We start from the raw sequence: 17,024 nt of genomic DNA on the forward strand, positions 1-17,024 counted from the left end.
CACCGCAGACGTGCGCACCAGTAGACGGAGCTGGCGACTATGGAGAGACTCCCTTTCATGTACGAAGACCGAATTCGCTGCGCCGCGCTGCGCGGAAAAATCATCACGGCCGCCGACGCGGCGCTTCTGATTCACGACGGCATGCGGGTTGGCGCAAGCGGCTTCACGCGCGCGGGCGACGCGAAGGCCGTGCCGGTCGCGCTCGCCGAGCGTGCGCGCCGGCTGGGCGAGCCGCTGCGCATCACGTTGATGACGGGCGCCTCGCTCGGTCATGACGTTGACCGCATGCTGACCGAAGCGCACGTGCTCGCGCGCCGTCTGCCGTTTCAGGTAGACAAGACGCTGCGCGACGCCATCAATCGCGGCGAAGTGATGTTCGTCGATCAGCATCTGTCCGAGACCGTCGAGATGCTGCGCGCGAACCAGCTCGGCAAGCTTGATGTCGCGATCATCGAAGCCGCCGCGATCACGGAGAGCGGCGGTATCGTGCCGACGACGTCGGTCGGCAATTCGGCGAGCTTCGCGATTCTCGCGGACAAGGTCATCGTCGAGATCAATCTTGCGCAGCCGCTCGGTCTCGAAGGCTTGCACGATATCTGGATTCCGGGGCGCCGGCCGCATCGCGAGCCGCTGCCGATCGTGCGCGTGCGGGATCGCGTCGGCACACTCGCTATCGAGATTCCGCCCGAGAAAATCGCGGCGATCGTGATGACGGACATGGCCGACAGCCCGTCCACGGTCCTGCCCGCGGATCGGGAAACCGCGTTGATCGCCGGTCATTTGATCGAATTTTTTCAGCACGAAGTCACGCGTGGTCGCATGCCGAAGCAGTTGCCGCCGCTGCAGGCGGGCATCGGTACGATCGCCAACGCGGTCCTGGCGGGATTCGTCGATTCGCCTTTCGAGGTGTTCGAAATTTATTCGGAAGTCCTTCAGGATTCGACGTTCGATCTGATGGACGCTGGTAAGGTCGCGTCCGCGTCCGGCGCGTCGATCACGTTGTCGGCCGCGCGGCAGGCGCAGGTATTTGGCGATATCGAGCGCTATCGCGACCGGCTCGTGCTGCGTCCACAGGAAGTCAGCAACCATCCCGAGGTGATTCGGCGGCTCGGTCTGATCGCGCTCAATACCGCGCTCGAATTCGATATCTACGGCAACGTCAATTCCACGCATGTCGGCGGCACGCATATGATGAACGGCATCGGCGGCTCGGGCGACTTTGCGCGCAATGCGTCGTGCGCGGTGTTCGCGAGCAAGTCGACCGCGAAGGGCGGCCTCATTTCGAGCATCGTGCCGATGGTGCCGCATTGCGATCACAACGAACACGACGTCGACGTCGTCGTCACCGAGCAGGGTCTCGCCGATCTGCGCGGCCTCGCGCCGCGCGAACGTGCGACGCTGATCATCGAGCATTGCGTACATCCGCGGTATCGCGAGCTGTTGCGCGACTACTACCGCGATGCGTTGCTTTGGGGAGGGCAGACGCCGCATTGCCTCGATCAGGCGTTTGCATGGCATACGCGGCTGCGCGATACGGGGTCGATGCTGCCGGCCTGATTCTGCGGCGGCCACAACCGCGGCGATAAAAGCAGAAGCAACAGGCGCATAAAAAAGCGCCAGCGATTCGAACCCGCTGGCGCTTGATGACGTCGGATGCCGTGCTCAGGACCCTCGTCGCACGAGCCGGATAATAAACAGCAGAATGACCGCGCCGATCAACGCGGTGATGATCGAGCCGATCCAGCCGCCGCCAAGCGAGATATGCAGCACGCCGGCGAGCCACCCGCCGATGAACGCGCCGATGATCCCGACGATGATGTCGACGATCAGGCCGAAGCCGCCGCCCCTGACCAGCACACCCGCGAGCCAGCCCGCGATCGCGCCGATGATGATCCATGCGATGATGCCGTGTTCCATATTCGAGACTCCCTGGTTGAGTGTGAACAAATCACGGTGACAGAGCTTAGTCGAAGGTTATGGGACCGTCCACGTTCACGACGCGGAATTAACATTATCTGAATCTGCTGCCAGCTAAGTGTAGACGATGCGCGCGAACAAAGGAGACTTACGCGCCGTGCTTCACTCGGGCGTCGGCTCCGCTTCCCGCGCGGTCCAACTGACGCTGGACACGCTCTTTTCCATGCTCAGGCGGCTCGCCATCTGTTCGAGCTTCGATTGATCCTTCGGATGCATCGTCAGCGTCGCCGTCACGCGAATGCGCGCCGGATCGTCCTCGACATCCTCGCTCGTGAGGCTCTGGAACGACAGCGGCGCCGAGTACATCGAGTTGGAAATCGCGGCGCGAATGTTGATCTCGTCGGCTTCGCGGCAGACGATCGTCAGCACGTACTCGCGCACGAGGTCGGCGTTTGAAACCGGCGTCGAGTTGATCATCCGGCTCACTTCACGCAGCACGGTGTTGGCCAGCAGCACGACCGCGGTGCCCGCGAGCGCCGGTCCGTAATGTCCCGCGCCGCTCAACACGCCGACGGCCGCCGAGCACCACAGCGTCGCCGCGGTGTTGATTCCCTGGATCGAGCCTTTGTCGCGCATGATGACGCCGCCGCCAAGAAAGCCGACGCCGGACACCACATAGGCGGCAATCTGCGTGACGCCGCTGACGCCGTTGCCGGTCAGCACGCCGAGCGTGACGAACAGGCACGCGCCGCTCGCCACGAGCGTGATCGTGCGCAGGCCGGCAGTGCGCTGGCGCATCTGTCGTTCGAGGCCAATCGCGACGCCGCAAGCAAAAGCGGTCAGAAGCCGCAGGAAGAATTCGAGTGTCATGGTTCAGAAAGGTTGGCGTGCGTGCTGCCGCAGGGTGAAGCCTACGCGTGGGAACGTCAGGTCGTCTACCTCGTGCACGGTAAGCGCATGAGGGTGGAACGAAATACGCGCGCACACGCGTGCAGCGGCCGCAAGCGTGCGGCATCGGCATGGCATCGAGCCACGCTGCGCTTCACCGACAGTACACGAATGACAATGAAATGAGAGCGACGTGCGCCATCGAGCCCGAGGGCAGGACGGCGACAGGGACACCTGACGCGGAAATCCTGCCGCTCAGGCGAGCGGGCAAATCGATACTCGGCTGGTACAGCTGCTACTGTCCAAGATCGTGATTCCGGTTAAAAGAATTGCGCGAATTTTAGAGGGCGGCGCAAAGTTCAGTCAAGCCGCGACCGGCGGAGAGTGCGCATGTGGGTTTGCTACAGCCGTATTGTAGACAGGCCGTAATTAATTGCTCCGGACTGCGAATGTTGAGTTCAATCCGGTTCGCCCGGCACGAGTCTCAAGCGCGTGATTTCCGAAGGCGCACCGAGTCGTTTCGGCGGACCCCAATAGCCCGTACCGCGACTCGTATAAACCCAGAGTCCGTTCAGGCGCGCGAGGCCTGCCGTGAACGGCTGTTGCAGGCGCACAAAGAAATTCCACGGAAAGAACTGACCGCCGTGCGTATGACCCGACAACTGCAGCGTAAACCCGGCCGCCGCGGCCGCTTCGGCCGAACGCGGCTGATGCGCGAGCAGCACCCTGATCAGCACGTCGCCCGGCGCGCCGGCGAGCGCCGCGACCGGGTCGCTGCGATGCGCGGGGTCGTGATGACCCGCCGAGTAATCGGTGACGCCGGCGATCACGGCGCGCGCGCCGTCATGGTCGACGATCACGTGTTCGTTCAGCAGCACCCGCAAGCCGAGCCGGCGGAATTCGGCGATCCACGAGTTCGCTCCGGAGTAGTACTCGTGATTGCCGGTCACGAGAAACGCACCGTGCCGCGCGGCGAGCCGCGACAGCGGCTGCGTATGCCGGCTCAGCTGCGGCACGCTGCCGTCGACGACGTCGCCCGTCACCGCGATCAGATCCGGCTTGAGCCGGTTCACCGCGTCGACGATCGCATCGACATAGCGGCCCTTGATCGTCGGGCCGACGTGGATGTCACTGATCTGCACGATCGTGAAGCCGTCGAGCGCGGCAGGCAGATCGTCGATCGGCACGTCGATCGTGACGACGCGCGCGCGACGGCGCGCGTTGAACAGGCCGATCAGCGTCGACAGCAGCGCGAGCAGCGGCACTGCCGCCGCCGAGCCGGTGCGCCAATGCGCGATCGTGAGCGTGTTCGGCCAGATCGCGTCGATCGTCAGCAGCGACGCCAGCACGAGGTCGCGCGCGAACGTCAGTACCAGCAGCGACGAGAAGAAGCCCATCGCGAGCAGGCCGACCCACGCGAGACGGTCGCCGAGCGGCTGGCGCTTGAAGCCGCGCGCCATCATGCCGACCGGGATCAGGTAGATCGACAGCACGAGCCACAGCACGCACAGCCCGCGGCCGGCCGCGTCGATCGGAATGTCGGGAATCAGGCGCAAGCCGACATAGATATGCAGCAGGATGCCAATCAGGATGATGCGGACAAGAAACGATGAACGTCGCATAAAGAGGATCAGGGCGGGAAGGAGGCCAAAGGGCCGGCATCAGCGACAGCGCGGCGGCGATCGGTTGACGGAACGCGGCGAATCATTCTACCGACATGTTCAGTCCCTTGCCGTAGCCGCAAAATTCGTGCTCCCGCACCGCACGACACGCCGGCCCGGAAGCCGCCGGGATGCGCCACGAAAGGTGTTCGCCGGGGGCAGGCGCATTCCGTGCTCAGCACATACTTACAGGGCCGCGCGCCGCGCATTCAATGCCTATGCAAGCGAATTAAATGGGCTTTGAATCGTATTCATGCGTGGAGTATGCTTGAAACAAGCCAGCTTGTTGCCGGGGCAGCGTAGGGCGCTTCGGCCATGACTGGTTCTGTCGCCGGGAAAGATCGGGCGGGGGGAGGCACACCATGAAGCTGCTCAAATCGGGCCACCTGTGGCATCACGCGCACGACGTGCATCATGTTCATCATGAGCATCATGTCGGGCGCGAGGGCAGCCACGTGATGCTGCCGCTCGTCGGCATCTCGCTGATGGCGATTGCGCTTTACGTCGGCGTACGCAACATCGATTTCTCCGAACTCGGCAAAAGCGCGCTGTTCGACGTCGTGATGGTGTGCGTCGCGCTCGGCATCGCGGGCCTGTTCGGTGCGGTCGGCGCGTGGCTGCGCTCGAATGGCGACGAAGCCGAAGAGGGCTTCTGCTTCATCGGCGCGCTGATCGGCACGGTGGTCTTTTATGTCGCGGTGCTGACCTGACGCGATCCGATCCAGCGCGTGGCGCGCACCCGCCGCGCCATCCATCATCAACGCCCCGTCACACTATGCGCGCCGCTTCGTCGAACGAAAAACGCGGGCTGCGCGCAAACAGCTTTGACGGATCGCCGTGGCCAAGATTGATCAGGAAGTTCGACTTCACCGTCGTGCCCGCAAAAAACGCTTCGTCGACCTTGGCCTGATCGAAGCCCGACATCGGCCCAGTGTCGAGACCGAGCGCACGCGCCGCGAGAATCAGATACCCGCCTTGCAGCGTCGAATTGCGAAACGCCGTGTCCGCGATCAACCGCTCGTTGCCGACGAACCAGCTGCGCGCATCCGCATGGGGAAACAGTTTCGGCAGATACTCGTAGAAGGCCATGTCCATGGCGACGATCACCGTGACGGGCGCGGCCATCGTTTTCTCGAGATTGCCAGCCGACAAGGCCGGGCGCAGTTTCTCCTTGCCCTCCGGCGTCCTGACGAACACGAAGCGGCCCGGACTGGAATTGGCCGAGGTCGGGCCGAGCAGTACGAGCTCCATCAGCTCGCGCAGCACGGCGTCGTCGATCGGCTTGTTCTGCCAGCCATTTTGCGTACGCGCGTCGCGAAAGAGCTGCGCGAGCGCCTGATCCGAAAGTGTCATGGAAGTGGTCCGTGCGAAAGAACAGAGGGAACGCGGAGAGCCGCGTCGAATGAAAGAGCAACGCGCGTGAATCAGCGGGTGAGCCGGTGTCGCCATAATAGTCAGGGTTTTGACTTGTCCGCTTGCATCCAGACATTCCGATGAGCTCCGATTTATTCAACGACCTGCCGACGCCCGACGTCGACTGGTATCCAGACTGGCTCGCAGCGGCCGACGCCGAACGCCTGCTGGCCCGACTGATCGACGAAGTGCAATGGCGCCAGGACATGATGGGCACGCCCGCCGGCCGTGTTGCACTGCCGCGTCTGACCGCCTGGCAGGGCGAGCCGGACGCGGTGTACGTGTACTCGGGCATCCGCAACGTGCCGCAAGCATGGACGCCCGCCGTCTCCGAACTGAAGGCGGCCGTCGAGGCGACCAGCGGCGCGCGTTTTAACAGCGTGCTGCTGAATCGTTACCGCAGTGGCGCCGACAGCATGGGCTGGCACGCGGACCGCGAGCCCGAACTCGGCAAGCAACCGGTGATCGCGTCGGTGAGCCTCGGCGTCGCGCGCAGGTTCGATCTGCAGCACAACCGCAGCGGCGTCGTGCAATCGTTCTCGCTGAAGGGCGGCAGCCTGCTCGTGATGAAAGGCGACACCCAGGCGCAGTGGCGTCATCGGGTGCCGAAGGAGCCGCGCGTGAGCGGCGAGCGCATCAATCTGACGTTTCGCTGGGTCACTCCGAGAATGACGCCGACCTGAGGCAGCGAGCGGCAATGCTCTGACCGGCGCGCTATACCAAAATTGATATCGAGGGCGCGAATCATATGATTGGACGGTTAACGCGTCGCACAGTACGCTACATCACGATCCATGCGCCGTGAGGGCCGCGAGGGCCGGGCAGACCGCTGGGTCTTCTACACAACAACGATTGGAGACTGTCATGGCGAATACACGACGTGCCGCGTGTCGCGCTCTGGGCGCGCTCGCGCTTTGCGCGAGTCTCGGAGTGCTGACGCTGGCCACGCCCGGCGCGCATGCCGAGGACAAGAAAATTACGCTCGGTTTTGCGCAGGTCGGTGCGGAAAGCGCATGGCGCACCGCGAATACCGAATCGGTGAAGTCGGCGGCGACGGAGGCCGGCATCAACCTCAAATTCTCCGACGCGCAGCAGAAGCAGGAAAACCAGATCAAGGCGATCCGCTCGTATATCGCGCAGAAGGTCGACGTGATCGCGTTCTCGCCGGTCGTCGAATCGGGCTGGGAGCCGGTGCTGCTCGAAGCCAAGGCCGCAAAGATTCCGGTGATCCTGACCGACCGCAACATCGACGTGAAGGACACGTCGCTGTACGTGACGATGATCGGCTCGGACTTCCTCGAAGAAGGACGGCGCGGCGGCCACTGGCTCGCGGATCACTACAAGGACGATAAAGGTCCGGTCAACATCGCCGAGCTGCAAGGCACGGTCGGCTCCGCGCCGGCCAACGACCGCCACGCGGGTCTGATCGAAGTGATCAAGAGCGATCCGAAGTTCAAGATCATCGCGTCGCAAAGCGGCGACTTCACGCTCGCCGGCGGCAAGCAGGTGATGGAAGCGTTCATCAAGACCTACGGCAACAAGATCAACGTCGTCTATGCTCATAACGACGACATGGCGCTCGGCGCGATCCAGGCGATGGAAGAAGCCGGCATGCATCCGGGCAAGGACGTCGTCGTAGTTTCGTTCGACGCAACCAAGGGCGGCTTCCAGGCGATGGCCGCCGGCAAGATGAACGTCGACGTCGAGTGCAGCCCGCTGCTCGGACCGCAGCTGATGTCGGCGGTGAAAGACGTGGTGGCTGGCAAACCGCTGCCGAAGCGCATCCTGACTCAGGAGACTGTCTTCCCGATGAGCGTGGCCGCGCAAACTCTGCCGTCGCGTAAGTACTGACGCGGCGCGCAACGTCGCCGCGGCAGCGCTCGCGCGAGCGCCGCGGCGTGTGCGGTGTTCAGGCGCCGGGGCCAACGGGCTCACGGCGCGAAGGAGATGTGCAGTACGGACGCATCGAACAGGTTTCTCCAGTGGTGCCTGACCGCCCGGGCTGCTTTCTTCTGCAGCGGGCGGTCTCTTTTCAGGAGCATGCGCCCGCGGGAGCATGCCGCTGGGGCCTGCCGAACCATGCATAGCCGATCGAGCGAGGTTCATGACCCATTCCGCTACCGAACCGAATCAGCCGGACCAGCCGCGGCGCGGCAGGCCGCCGGGCGCGCCAGGCCAACAGAATGACATGAGCGCGCGCGAACCGATTCTGGCGACCTCCGGCGTCAGCAAGACATTTCCGGGCGTGAAGGCGTTGCAACACGTCGACTTCCGCCTGTTTCCCGGCGAGGTCCATACGCTGATGGGCCAGAACGGCGCCGGCAAATCCACGTTGATCAACGTGCTCACCGGCGTGCTCGCACCCGATGCCGGCACGATCCGCCTCGGCGGCGAGGTAGTTGCGTTCGCGTCGCCGCAGGAAGCCGAGGCGGCCGGCGTGCGCACGCTGTACCAGGAGGTGAACCTGTGCCCGAATCTGTCGGTGGCGGAGAACATCTTCGCGGGCCGGCAGCCGCGCCGCTTCGGCGCGATCGACTGGTCCGACATCAAGCGGCGCGCGCAGGAAGCGCTCGCGCGCCTCGACGTGTCGCTCGACGTCACGCGCTCGCTCGACGCCTATCCGATCGCCGTGCAGCAGATGGTCGCGATCGCGCGAGCGTTGTCCGTCGATGCGCGCGTGCTGATTCTCGACGAACCGACTTCGAGCCTCGACGACAGCGAAGTCGCGCAGCTATTCAAAATACTTCGACATCTTAAGCGATCGGGCATTGCGATCCTGTTCGTCACGCATTTCATCGAGCAGACTTATGCGATCTCCGATCGCATCACGGTGATGCGCAACGGCGAGCGCGAAGGCGAATATCTCGCGCGCGATCTGTCCGCGGATCAGCTGGTCGCGAAGATGGTCGGCCACGAGCGCATGAGCGCGCGTCTGCGCGAAGCGGCGCACGAAGGACAGGCCGCCGACGATCAGGAGGTCGCGCAAGACCACACGGAAGCAACGGCCACGCAGCCGTTCATCGAGCTGCGCGGCGTCGGCCGTCGCGGCACCTTGCAGCCGATCGATCTCGAGATGCAGGCCGGCAAGATTCTCGGCCTCGCGGGTCTGCTCGGCTCGGGCCGCACCGAAACCGCGCGGCTTCTGTTCGGCGCGGATCGCGCGGACAGCGGCACGATCCTCGTCGAAGGGCGCGCCGTGCGGCTGCGCACGCCGCACGACGCGGTGCGCCACGGCATCGGCTATTGCGCGGAAGACCGCAAGAAGGAAGGCATCGTCGCCGAACTGTCGATCCGCGAAAACATCATGCTCGCGTTGCAGGCGCGGCGCGGCTGGTGGCGCAAGATCAGCCGGCAACGCGCGCGCGAGCTCGCCGATATGTGGATCGAGCGGCTCGGCATCAAGGCGTCCGACGCCGAGCAGCCGATCGCGCTGCTGTCCGGCGGCAACCAGCAGAAAGCGCTGCTCGCGCGCTGGCTGGCAACCGATCCCAAACTGCTGATCCTCGACGAGCCGACCCGCGGCATCGACGTCGCCGCGAAGTTCGACATCATGGACCGGCTGCTCGCGCTGTGCGCGAACGGCCTGTCCATCCTGTTCATCTCGTCGGAGATCAGCGAGGTGCTGCGCGTGAGCCATCGCGTCGCGGTGCTGCGCGATCGCCGCAAGATCGCCGAGGTGGCCGGTAAGGCATCGAACGAGGACAACATCTACCGACTCATCGCAGGGAGCGGCGAATGAAGCTATCGAACTGGTTCGCGCGCGACGGGGCGGAGCGTCCGCTGCTGTGGCCATGCGTGACGCTCGTGTTGCTGGGCGGACTGAACCTGCTGGCCAATCCGCATTTTCTCGCGCTGCGCACGCTCGACGGCCACCTGTTCGGCGCGCCGATCGACATCCTGAATCGCGCGGCGCCGCTCGTGCTGGTCGCGATCGGCATGACGCTCGTGATTGCGACACGCGGCATCGATATTTCGGTCGGCGCGGTGGTCGCGATAGCGGGCGCCGCGGCCGCGACGATACTCGCGACCCAGGCCGTGCCGAGCGGTGCGCTGATCGCGCAGGCGCTGCTGGCCGCGCTCGTCGTCGGCATCTTGAGCGGCATGTGGAACGGGCTGCTCGTCGCGTTCGTCGGCATGCAGCCGATCATCGCGACGCTGATTCTGATGGTCGCGGGCCGTGGCATCGCGCAACTGCTGACCGCCGGGCAGATCATCCCGATCGGCGCGCCCGGCTATCTGTTCGTCGGTGGCGGCTACTGGCTCGGCGTGCCGTGCTCGGTATGGATCGCGACCGTAGCCGTGCTGGCGACCGCCGCCCTGGTGGAGGGCACGGCGCTCGGCCTGTTCATTCGCGCGATCGGCGTGAACCCGGTTGCGACGCGGCTCGTCGGCTTGCGCTCGAAGGCGATCGTATTCGCGGTGTACGGCTTCTCGGGCTTGACCGCGGCGCTGGCCGGCATCCTGATCAGCTCGAACGTGCGTAGCGCGGACGGCAACAACGCGGGCTTGCTGCTCGAACTCGACGCGATTCTCGCCGTGACGCTCGGCGGCACGTCGCTGCTCGGCGGCCGCTTCAGTTTCGCGGGCACGGTTCTCGGCGCGCTGATCATCCAGACGCTCACGTACACCACGTATTCGATCGGCGTGCCGCCGGAAGCGACGCTCGTCGTGAAGGCGGCCGTCGTGCTCGCGGTCAGCGTGATCCAGTCGCCGGTGGCACGCGCGCTCGCGGTGTCGTTCGGCGCGTCGCTCGTCAAATCGCGCGGGGTGGCACGATGACGCGCGTTCTCGAAGCACTCGCCCGCCTGGTCGATCCGCGCACGCTGCCGATCGCGGTGACGGTCCTGCTGTTCTGCGCGCTGTTCGGCTTTGGTTCGGTGATGTACACCGGTTTCTTCGCGTGGCAGGTGTTGCTCGATCTGCTCGTCGACAACGCGTTCCTGCTGATCGTCGCGATCGGCATGACGTTCGTGATCGTGTCGGGCGGCATCGATCTGTCGGTGGGCTCGATCGTCGCGCTGACGACGATCGTCGAAGCCGTGCTGTCCGAGCACATGCATGTGTCGGTGTGGCTCATCATTCCGATCGTGCTGTTGATGGGCACGGTGTTCGGCGCGGTGCAGGGCGCGCTGATTCACTACTTCCGCCTGCAGGCGTTCATCGTGACGCTGGCGGGGATGTTCTTCGCGCGTGGCCTGTGCTTTCTGATCACGACGCAGTCGATCACGATCACCGATCCGACGTTCAAGGCGATCTCCGCGTTTCGTCTCAGTGTCGGCGTCGGTTCGGTATCGGCGAACGTGCTGATCGCGGCCGTGACGCTCGCGGCCGCGATCTATGTCGCCCATTTCACGCGCTTCGGACGCAACGTATATGCGGTCGGCGGCAATCCGCGCTCGGCGCTGCTGATGGGCCTGCCGGTCGCGCGCACGCGGGTCGGCGTGTATGCGCTGAGCGGCTTCTGTTCGGCGCTCGGCGGCGCGGTGTTCACGTTCTACGTGCTGTCGGGCTATGGGCTGCAAGGGCAGGGCATGGAACTCGATGCGATTGCGGCCACGGTGATCGGCGGCACGCTGCTGACGGGCGGCGTCGGTTATGTGGTCGGCTCGCTGTTCGGCGTCGGCATTCTGGGCACGATCCAGACGCTGATTACGTTCGACGGCACGCTCAGTTCGTGGTGGACGCGGATCGTGATCGGCGCGCTGCTGTGCGCGTTCTGTTTGCTGCAGCGATTGATCGAGCGGCACGCGAAATCGGTGCGTCGGCCCGGCGGCACCAATGCGGTCACGACGACGGGGCACGGGCGTGACGAGACGTCGACGACGGCGTCGTCGGATTCGCAGGTGTTGGGGCGGGCGCCGGGCTAGCGCGCGGTCTTCCAGTCGCTTCGAACCACGGCGGCGCGGCGCACGCCGCGCCGCGTTCACGTTAGTCCGCGCGGCCGCTTCCGAGCGTCCAGCTCATGCCGTTCGCACCGGCATGGATCGCGAGATCGGCGCATTCGCGGCTTTGCGCGTCGCCAGCAGGTGCATGCAGCGCCTGAGCGCTGCAATCGTCAGCGCACTGGGCAGCAGACCCGCAAACACATCGGCGAGATAGTGACCGCCTTGTGTCGGCGTCGACAGGATCATCGTCACGTTGAGAGGAATCGCAAACAGCAAAAGCCGTGGCATGCGACGCAGCGCATAGATAAAGACAATAGCGGGTAACGCCCACTACTCCGCTGTTCCCCGTGTTCGTGTTCGTGGCTCGACATTGTGCTCGTCCATTTTTTTGTTGGCGCTGCCTGGTGAAGGATAAGCACAGGTAATGCCTATCGTCTGACGGCCTTGTCGCGACTGGGTCGACGGGGCCGACAGGCGGTGATCGACCGGCATGGCGGTCCGGAACGTGGCAGCGTTCAGACGTGTGTTTTCCCGTCGCTACGCGGGTGCGCAGCGTCGTTGCCGATGAGCACGTTTCCGTTTGCGTGACCTATTATCAGAAAGAGTTGTGAACAGTACGACTGCGGTTGCGATGCAATCCGCGAATCGTGCAACTGAATGCAGATGCCGTGGAGAAAGAGCGATGGTTCGCATGGAAATACTCGACGCGCTGCGGGCATACACCGATCCGTTCCGCGTCACGAGCGGCAAAGATTTCTTCCTGAAGGATTTCGATCCCGGCGAAACGCTGGGACTCAGAATGCATAAGGAAGAGGCGCAGCAACTGCTCCAGCGCGGGTCGAAATGGCTCGCGATGGAGCAGGAGATCCTCTACGCGCAGGATTCCTGGTCCGTGCTGCTGGTGTTCCAGGCCATGGACGCCGCGGGAAAGGATGGGACGATCAAGCACGTGATGTCGCGCGTCAATCCGCAGGGGTGCGATGTCATTTCGTTCAAGCAGCCGTCGGATGAGGAGCTCTCCCACGACTTCCTTTGGCGCTATTCCAGGAAAGTGCCCGAGCGCGGGCACATCGGCATTTTCAACCGCTCGTACTATGAAGAGGTGCTGGTGGTACGCGTGCATCAGCATCTGCTCCATGCGCAGAAGATCCCGCCGGCACGGGTCGGCAACAACATATGGGACGAGCGGCTCGCCGACATCGCGCGCTTCGAGGACTATCTGACGCGCCAGGGCGTGGTCATTCTCAAGTTCTATCTGAACCTGTCGTACGGGGAGCAGAAGAGGCGATTCATGGATCGCCTCGACAATCCCGACAAGCACTGGAAGTTTTCCGCAGCCGACGTTCGCGAGCGTCGCTACTGGAACGACTATATGCACGCCTATGAAGTGGCGATCCGCGCGACGGCCTCCGAAGCGGCTCCGTGGTTCGTCGTGCCCGCCGACAACAAACCTTTCACGCGCCTCATCGTCGCGGCCGCGATCGTCGAGGCCGTCGAGAAGCTCGACCTCGAATATCCGAAAGCCACGCAAGAGCAGATGAAGGATCTCGCCGCCGCGAGGGAGGAATTCGACGCTGAAGCGGTGGACGAGACGAGACCCGATCAACCCGGGGACGATCCAGACCATTGAGAGCGGCCCCCTGACCCGAAATCACTGGAACCGGGAGACACGAGGATGAGCTCAATTGAGAGTGCGACGCCGTGGCATGCGATGCCGGCCGGTGACATCGAACGGCAGTTCAACGTCGATCCCGCGCAGGGCCTAGATGCAACGGAAGCGACCGGGCGGCTGGCCACCTATGGGCCGAACCGCCTCCCGCAGGGCAAGAAGAGGGGGCCGGTCGTACGCTTCCTGATGCAGCTCCACAACGTTCTGATCTACGTGCTGCTCGCGGCCGGTTTCGTCAAGTTCATGCTGGGCCTGTGGCTCGATGGCTCGGTCATTCTGGCCGTCGTCATCCTCAACTCGCTGCTCGGCTTCCTGCAGGAAGGACGCGCCGAGAAGGCGCTCGACTCGATTCGCAACATGCTGTCCGCGGAAGCGCGCGTGATGCGTGGCGGAGCGGTTCGCTTGATCCCCGCCGAGGAACTCGTTCCTGGCGACATCGTGCTACTGGAATCGGGCGACAAAATCCCGGCGGACATGCGTCTCGTCGACGCCAGGAACCTGCGCACGGAAGAAGCGGCTCTTACGGGGGAATCCCTCCCGGCCGAGAAGGGCACCGCGCCGGTACCCGCCAAAGCCACGGTCGGCGACCGCGAGAACATGGCGTTCTGCGGCACGATGGTCTTGTCGGGCCGGGCAACCGGCATCGTGGTGACGACCGGGAGCCAGACGGAACTCGGCCGGATCAACCAGATGCTCGCCGAGGTCAGCGCGCTCGAGACGCCGCTGCTGCGCCAGATCAAGAAGTTCGGCTACGTCATCACGGTAGTGATCGCCGTTGTCAGCGTGCTGCTCTTCTCCTGGGGGCACTGGCTCGGACACATGACTTTCGTCGAGCTGTTCCAGGCCATCGTGGGGATTGCGGTATCGGTCATCCCGGAAGGCCTGCCGGCGCTCATCACCATCACGCTCGCCATCGGCGTGCAGCGCATGGCCCAGCGCAACGCCATTATTCGCCGCCTGCCGGCGGTCGAAACACTGGGCGCCGTCTCGCGCATCTGCTCGGATAAAACGGGCACGCTGACCCTGATGGAGATGATGGTGACCTCCGTCGTAACGGCCGAAGCGGCCTATGCCGTTACGGGCGACGGCTACGCCAGCGAAGGAGAGGTCAGCGCGGATGGCAAGCCGCTCGGCGCTGCGCCGGACGTGCTCAAGCTGATGGGCCGCGTGTCGCTATTGTGCAACGACGCCGAGCTCTTCGAGGAAGACGGAAAATGGAAAGTGGAGGGTGACCCGACCGAGGGCGCGCTCTATCCGTTCGCTTCCAAGCTGGGCATGGACCGCGCCGCCGAGACGGCCGCCGCGCCGAGGATCGACGCGATCCCCTTCGAGTCCGAGCACAAGTTCATGGCGACGCTGAACCGTTCGACGGACGGCGAGATGCTGCTGGTCAAAGGCGCGCCAGAGGTGATCCTCGACCACTGCGACCGGCAGCTGACGGCGCAAGGCCCGGCGCCGCTCGATCGCGAGCACTTCGCGAGGGAGGGCGACCGACTCGCCGCGCAAGGTGAGCGCGTGCTCGGGCTCGCGTGGCTGTCGGACCCGGGCCTGCGTACGGGCGGCCTCGGGCCGCAGGACCTACCGCGTACCCTCGTGCTGCTCGGCCTCGTGGGCCTGATGGACCCGCCGCGCAAAGAGGCGATCGACGCCGTGCGCGAATGCCACGGCGGCGGCATTCGCGTGACGATGATCACGGGCGACCACAAGATCACGGCGGCGGCAATCGCAAGAATGCTGGGCATCGGCGACGGCAAGACCGCCGTGTCCGGCACCGAGATCGAGGCGATGAACGATGCGGCGCTGCAGGAATGCGTGCGCGGCGTCGACGTGTTCGCGCGCGCGAGTCCCGAGCACAAACTGCGGCTCGTCAAGGCGATCCAGGCGAATCGGCAGATCGTCGCGATGACGGGCGACGGCGTCAACGATGCGCCGGCGCTCAAGAAAGCCGACATCGGTGTCGCGATGGGGATCAAGGGCACCGAGGTGACGAAGGAGGCGGCGGGCATGATCCTCGCCGACGACAATTTCGCGTCGATCTCCGCGGCGGTGAAGGAAGGGCGCACGGTCTACAACAACATCGAGAAAGCGATGCTGTTCATGCTGCCGACCAATGTCGCGCAAGGCGCGGTGATCGCGGTGGCGATCCTGTTCGCCTTCACGCTGCCGATCACGGCGCCGCAGATCCTGTGGGTCAACATGGTTACGTCCGTCGCGCTCGGCCTGACCATTTCGTTCGAGCCGCACGAGGCAGACGTGATGCGCCGCTCGCCACGCGCAATCGACCGGCCGATCGTCACGCGCTTCGGCATCTGGCGCATCCTGTTCGTCGGCGCGGCGCTCGTGATCTATACGCTGTCCACCTTCTTCTGGATGAAGTCGCAAGGGGCGTCGGATCAGATGGCGCGCACGGCCGCGGTCAACGCCATTACGCTGGGCCAGGTGTTCTATCTGCTCAACATCCGGTATCTGCTCGATTCGTCGCTGTCCGTGCGCGCCCATACAGGCAATCGCAATCTCTGGTACGGAATAGCCGGCGTCGTGGTCTTGCAGCTTCTGTTCACCTATACGTTCCCGTTCCATGCCGTTTTCCACACCGAGGCTCTGCCCTTGTCGGCGTGGGGGTGGCTCGTCGGTGGTGGCGTCCTGTTTTTCCTCGTGGTGGAGATCGAGAAGCTCGTTTTCCGGCTCACCCCTGCATTGAGAGGATTTGTGACGTCGCAACAGGAGGGCGCGGCCTTGCGCGATGATCCGCTGAGTTAAGCGGCTGGGGCGTTCGAACGACACTGGGCGCACCGTCGCGACAGCGAGCCGGGTTTGCCGACGCGTGCGCGGGGCGCTTCTTCATCCAGCATGATTGTCGCTCATGCGTCCGGACGTGCCACGCCCGGCCGGCAATCCGTCAGCCACTGCCTGCTACGTTAACGGCTCCGCCCCCTTATGCCTTTTGCGATCGCATTCTTCGAGGACGAATCTGGACCTGAGAAATCGGTGCTTCGTCTGAACGGCGCGGGAGGCGGCCGCCACGCGAGCAGCAGCGACACTACGAGCGAAAGGATTAGCACGTTCGATGGCGACACCAGCCGATGTTCGGTTGCGGACATGACTAGCAGGCAGACCGAAGATATCTCGACGAAGCGGAAAGCGGCGAAGTTCCTCCCGCCACCGTGCAGCGCCGACGCGGCTGCGCCTCTCTGGCTCCAGGCGATCAATTTCCAATAGAAGTTCAGCATTAGCACGAGTCCTACGATGCCGAACTCCGCGAGAATATTAAGGTACGAATTGTGGGCGTGCGAATCGCTGTGTTGAACGATTACGTGAGAAGGAATGCCGACCAGGCCGAAGTACGAAGAGAGGTGGCCTCGTTCGTTCGGACAGGAGCTGGGAGTTTTTAAGTGAAATGCCATAGTGCTTAGCGCGCACTTGATGGGCGCAACGACGATATCGCAACTGCGGTTTGACGAACCCGTACACGCTTGTTGAACGGCCGCAAACGATATGAGTACAACCGACTTTTCGGTGTAATGCTTTTTGGCTAAGAACCGTTTCAATACGTCGGACGAGAGCAATGCTCGAACTGTCCCCGCTATCATG

Annotated in this window: 13 protein-coding genes and 2 pseudogenes; 9 read left to right on the forward strand and 6 right to left on the reverse strand. The window is 64.0% G+C overall.

Annotated features, from left to right (window positions below):
* The first annotated feature begins 57 nt into the window (after positions 1-57).
* On the forward strand, positions 58-1,557 hold the full coding sequence (locus tag OKW29_RS10665; RefSeq protein WP_429292481.1) for an acetyl-CoA hydrolase/transferase family protein: 1,500 nt from the start codon (positions 58-60) through the stop codon (positions 1,555-1,557).
* Between the two features lie 105 nt (positions 1,558-1,662).
* Here the strand turns inward: OKW29_RS10665 and OKW29_RS10670 are convergent, their stop codons facing one another.
* The 3 genes from OKW29_RS10670 to OKW29_RS10680 form a co-directional block, all read right to left on the reverse strand.
* Positions 1,663-1,917 carry a GlsB/YeaQ/YmgE family stress response membrane protein gene (locus tag OKW29_RS10670; protein WP_018420763.1) on the reverse strand — a complete coding sequence of 85 codons (255 nt, stop codon included), beginning with the start codon at positions 1,915-1,917 and terminating at the stop codon, positions 1,663-1,665.
* A 162-nt stretch (positions 1,918-2,079) separates the two neighbouring features.
* Complete coding sequence (locus OKW29_RS10675) at positions 2,080-2,787, reverse strand: MgtC/SapB family protein (RefSeq protein ID WP_429291022.1); 708 nt, start codon at positions 2,785-2,787, stop codon at positions 2,080-2,082.
* 476 nt (positions 2,788-3,263) lie between these two features.
* A complete protein-coding gene (locus tag OKW29_RS10680) occupies positions 3,264-4,427 on the reverse strand; it encodes a metallophosphoesterase (protein WP_429291023.1) in 1,164 nt (387 codons plus the stop codon).
* Positions 4,428-4,828: 401 nt separating this feature from the next.
* Here OKW29_RS10680 and OKW29_RS10685 point away from each other — a divergent pair, with 401 nt between their 5' ends.
* On the forward strand, positions 4,829-5,176 hold the full coding sequence (locus tag OKW29_RS10685; protein ID WP_429291024.1) for a hypothetical protein: 348 nt from the start codon (positions 4,829-4,831) through the stop codon (positions 5,174-5,176).
* Between the two features lie 58 nt (positions 5,177-5,234).
* Here OKW29_RS10685 and OKW29_RS10690 read toward each other — a convergent pair whose 3' ends face one another.
* Positions 5,235-5,819: a malonic semialdehyde reductase gene (locus OKW29_RS10690; protein WP_429291025.1), complete on the reverse strand. Its 585-nt coding sequence runs from the start codon at positions 5,817-5,819 to the stop codon at positions 5,235-5,237.
* A gap of 140 nt (positions 5,820-5,959) precedes the next feature.
* Between OKW29_RS10690 and OKW29_RS10695 the strand changes: the two genes are divergently transcribed.
* From OKW29_RS10695 to yjfF, 5 genes are all read left to right on the forward strand, one after another.
* Positions 5,960-6,562: an alpha-ketoglutarate-dependent dioxygenase AlkB family protein gene (locus OKW29_RS10695; RefSeq protein WP_429291026.1), complete on the forward strand. Its 603-nt coding sequence runs from the start codon at positions 5,960-5,962 to the stop codon at positions 6,560-6,562.
* 181 nt (positions 6,563-6,743) lie between these two features.
* Entirely contained in the window at positions 6,744-7,730 is a 987-nt protein-coding gene (locus OKW29_RS10700; protein WP_429291027.1) for an ABC transporter substrate-binding protein, read from the forward strand.
* A gap of 253 nt (positions 7,731-7,983) precedes the next feature.
* The gene (locus OKW29_RS10705; protein ID WP_429291028.1) at positions 7,984-9,618 is read left to right on the forward strand and encodes a sugar ABC transporter ATP-binding protein; all 1,635 of its coding nucleotides are present in this window, start codon (positions 7,984-7,986) and stop codon (positions 9,616-9,618) included.
* On the forward strand, positions 9,615-10,658 hold the full coding sequence (locus tag OKW29_RS10710; RefSeq protein ID WP_429291029.1) for an ABC transporter permease: 1,044 nt from the start codon (positions 9,615-9,617) through the stop codon (positions 10,656-10,658). The genes OKW29_RS10705 and OKW29_RS10710 overlap by 4 nt, the downstream gene beginning before the upstream one ends.
* On the forward strand, positions 10,655-11,746 hold the full coding sequence (gene yjfF / locus OKW29_RS10715) for a galactofuranose ABC transporter, permease protein YjfF (protein ID WP_184038662.1): 1,092 nt from the start codon (positions 10,655-10,657) through the stop codon (positions 11,744-11,746). Before OKW29_RS10710 ends, yjfF begins: the two co-directional genes overlap by 4 nt.
* A 93-nt stretch (positions 11,747-11,839) precedes the next feature.
* On the opposite strand, the pseudogene OKW29_RS10720 reads toward yjfF, so the two are convergent.
* Positions 11,840-12,082 (reverse strand): annotated as a pseudogene (locus OKW29_RS10720) (phosphatase PAP2 family protein); the annotation flags it as partial.
* A gap of 364 nt (positions 12,083-12,446) precedes the next feature.
* Between OKW29_RS10720 and OKW29_RS10725 the strand changes: the two are divergent.
* On the forward strand, positions 12,447-13,394 hold the full coding sequence (locus OKW29_RS10725) for a polyphosphate kinase 2 family protein (RefSeq protein WP_429291030.1): 948 nt from the start codon (positions 12,447-12,449) through the stop codon (positions 13,392-13,394).
* 45 nt (positions 13,395-13,439) lie between these two features.
* Positions 13,440-16,193, forward strand: a complete 2,754-nt coding sequence (locus OKW29_RS10730) for an HAD-IC family P-type ATPase (protein WP_429291031.1) — start codon at positions 13,440-13,442, stop codon at positions 16,191-16,193.
* A gap of 158 nt (positions 16,194-16,351) precedes the next feature.
* On the opposite strand, the pseudogene OKW29_RS10735 reads toward OKW29_RS10730, so the two are convergent.
* Positions 16,352-16,792: pseudogene (locus OKW29_RS10735) on the reverse strand (O-antigen ligase family protein); the annotation flags it as partial.
* Between the last annotated feature and the right edge of the window lie 232 nt (positions 16,793-17,024).

It is taken from the genome of Paraburkholderia sp. CI3 (assembly GCF_050436505.1).
Lineage (GTDB): Bacteria > Pseudomonadota > Gammaproteobacteria > Burkholderiales > Burkholderiaceae > Paraburkholderia > Paraburkholderia tuberum.

Bases quoted from the DNA above. Each gene is read 5' to 3' on its own strand.
- OKW29_RS10695 (WP_429291026.1), top strand. From the start codon at position 5,960: ATGAGCTCCGATTTATTCAACGACCTGCCGACGCCCGACGTCGACTGG.
- OKW29_RS10665 (WP_429292481.1), top strand. From the start codon at position 58: ATGTACGAAGACCGAATTCGCTGCGCCGCGCTGCGCGGAAAAATCATC.
- OKW29_RS10680 (WP_429291023.1), bottom strand. From the start codon at position 4,427: ATGCGACGTTCATCGTTTCTTGTCCGCATCATCCTGATTGGCATCCTG.
- OKW29_RS10670 (WP_018420763.1), bottom strand. From the start codon at position 1,917: ATGGAACACGGCATCATCGCATGGATCATCATCGGCGCGATCGCGGGC.
- OKW29_RS10725 (WP_429291030.1), top strand. From the start codon at position 12,447: ATGGTTCGCATGGAAATACTCGACGCGCTGCGGGCATACACCGATCCG.
- OKW29_RS10690 (WP_429291025.1), bottom strand. From the start codon at position 5,819: ATGACACTTTCGGATCAGGCGCTCGCGCAGCTCTTTCGCGACGCGCGT.
- OKW29_RS10710 (WP_429291029.1), top strand. From the start codon at position 9,615: ATGAAGCTATCGAACTGGTTCGCGCGCGACGGGGCGGAGCGTCCGCTG.
- yjfF (WP_184038662.1), top strand. From the start codon at position 10,655: ATGACGCGCGTTCTCGAAGCACTCGCCCGCCTGGTCGATCCGCGCACG.
- OKW29_RS10675 (WP_429291022.1), bottom strand. From the start codon at position 2,787: ATGACACTCGAATTCTTCCTGCGGCTTCTGACCGCTTTTGCTTGCGGC.
- OKW29_RS10730 (WP_429291031.1), top strand. From the start codon at position 13,440: ATGAGCTCAATTGAGAGTGCGACGCCGTGGCATGCGATGCCGGCCGGT.
- OKW29_RS10700 (WP_429291027.1), top strand. From the start codon at position 6,744: ATGGCGAATACACGACGTGCCGCGTGTCGCGCTCTGGGCGCGCTCGCG.
- OKW29_RS10685 (WP_429291024.1), top strand. From the start codon at position 4,829: ATGAAGCTGCTCAAATCGGGCCACCTGTGGCATCACGCGCACGACGTG.
- OKW29_RS10705 (WP_429291028.1), top strand. From the start codon at position 7,984: ATGACCCATTCCGCTACCGAACCGAATCAGCCGGACCAGCCGCGGCGC.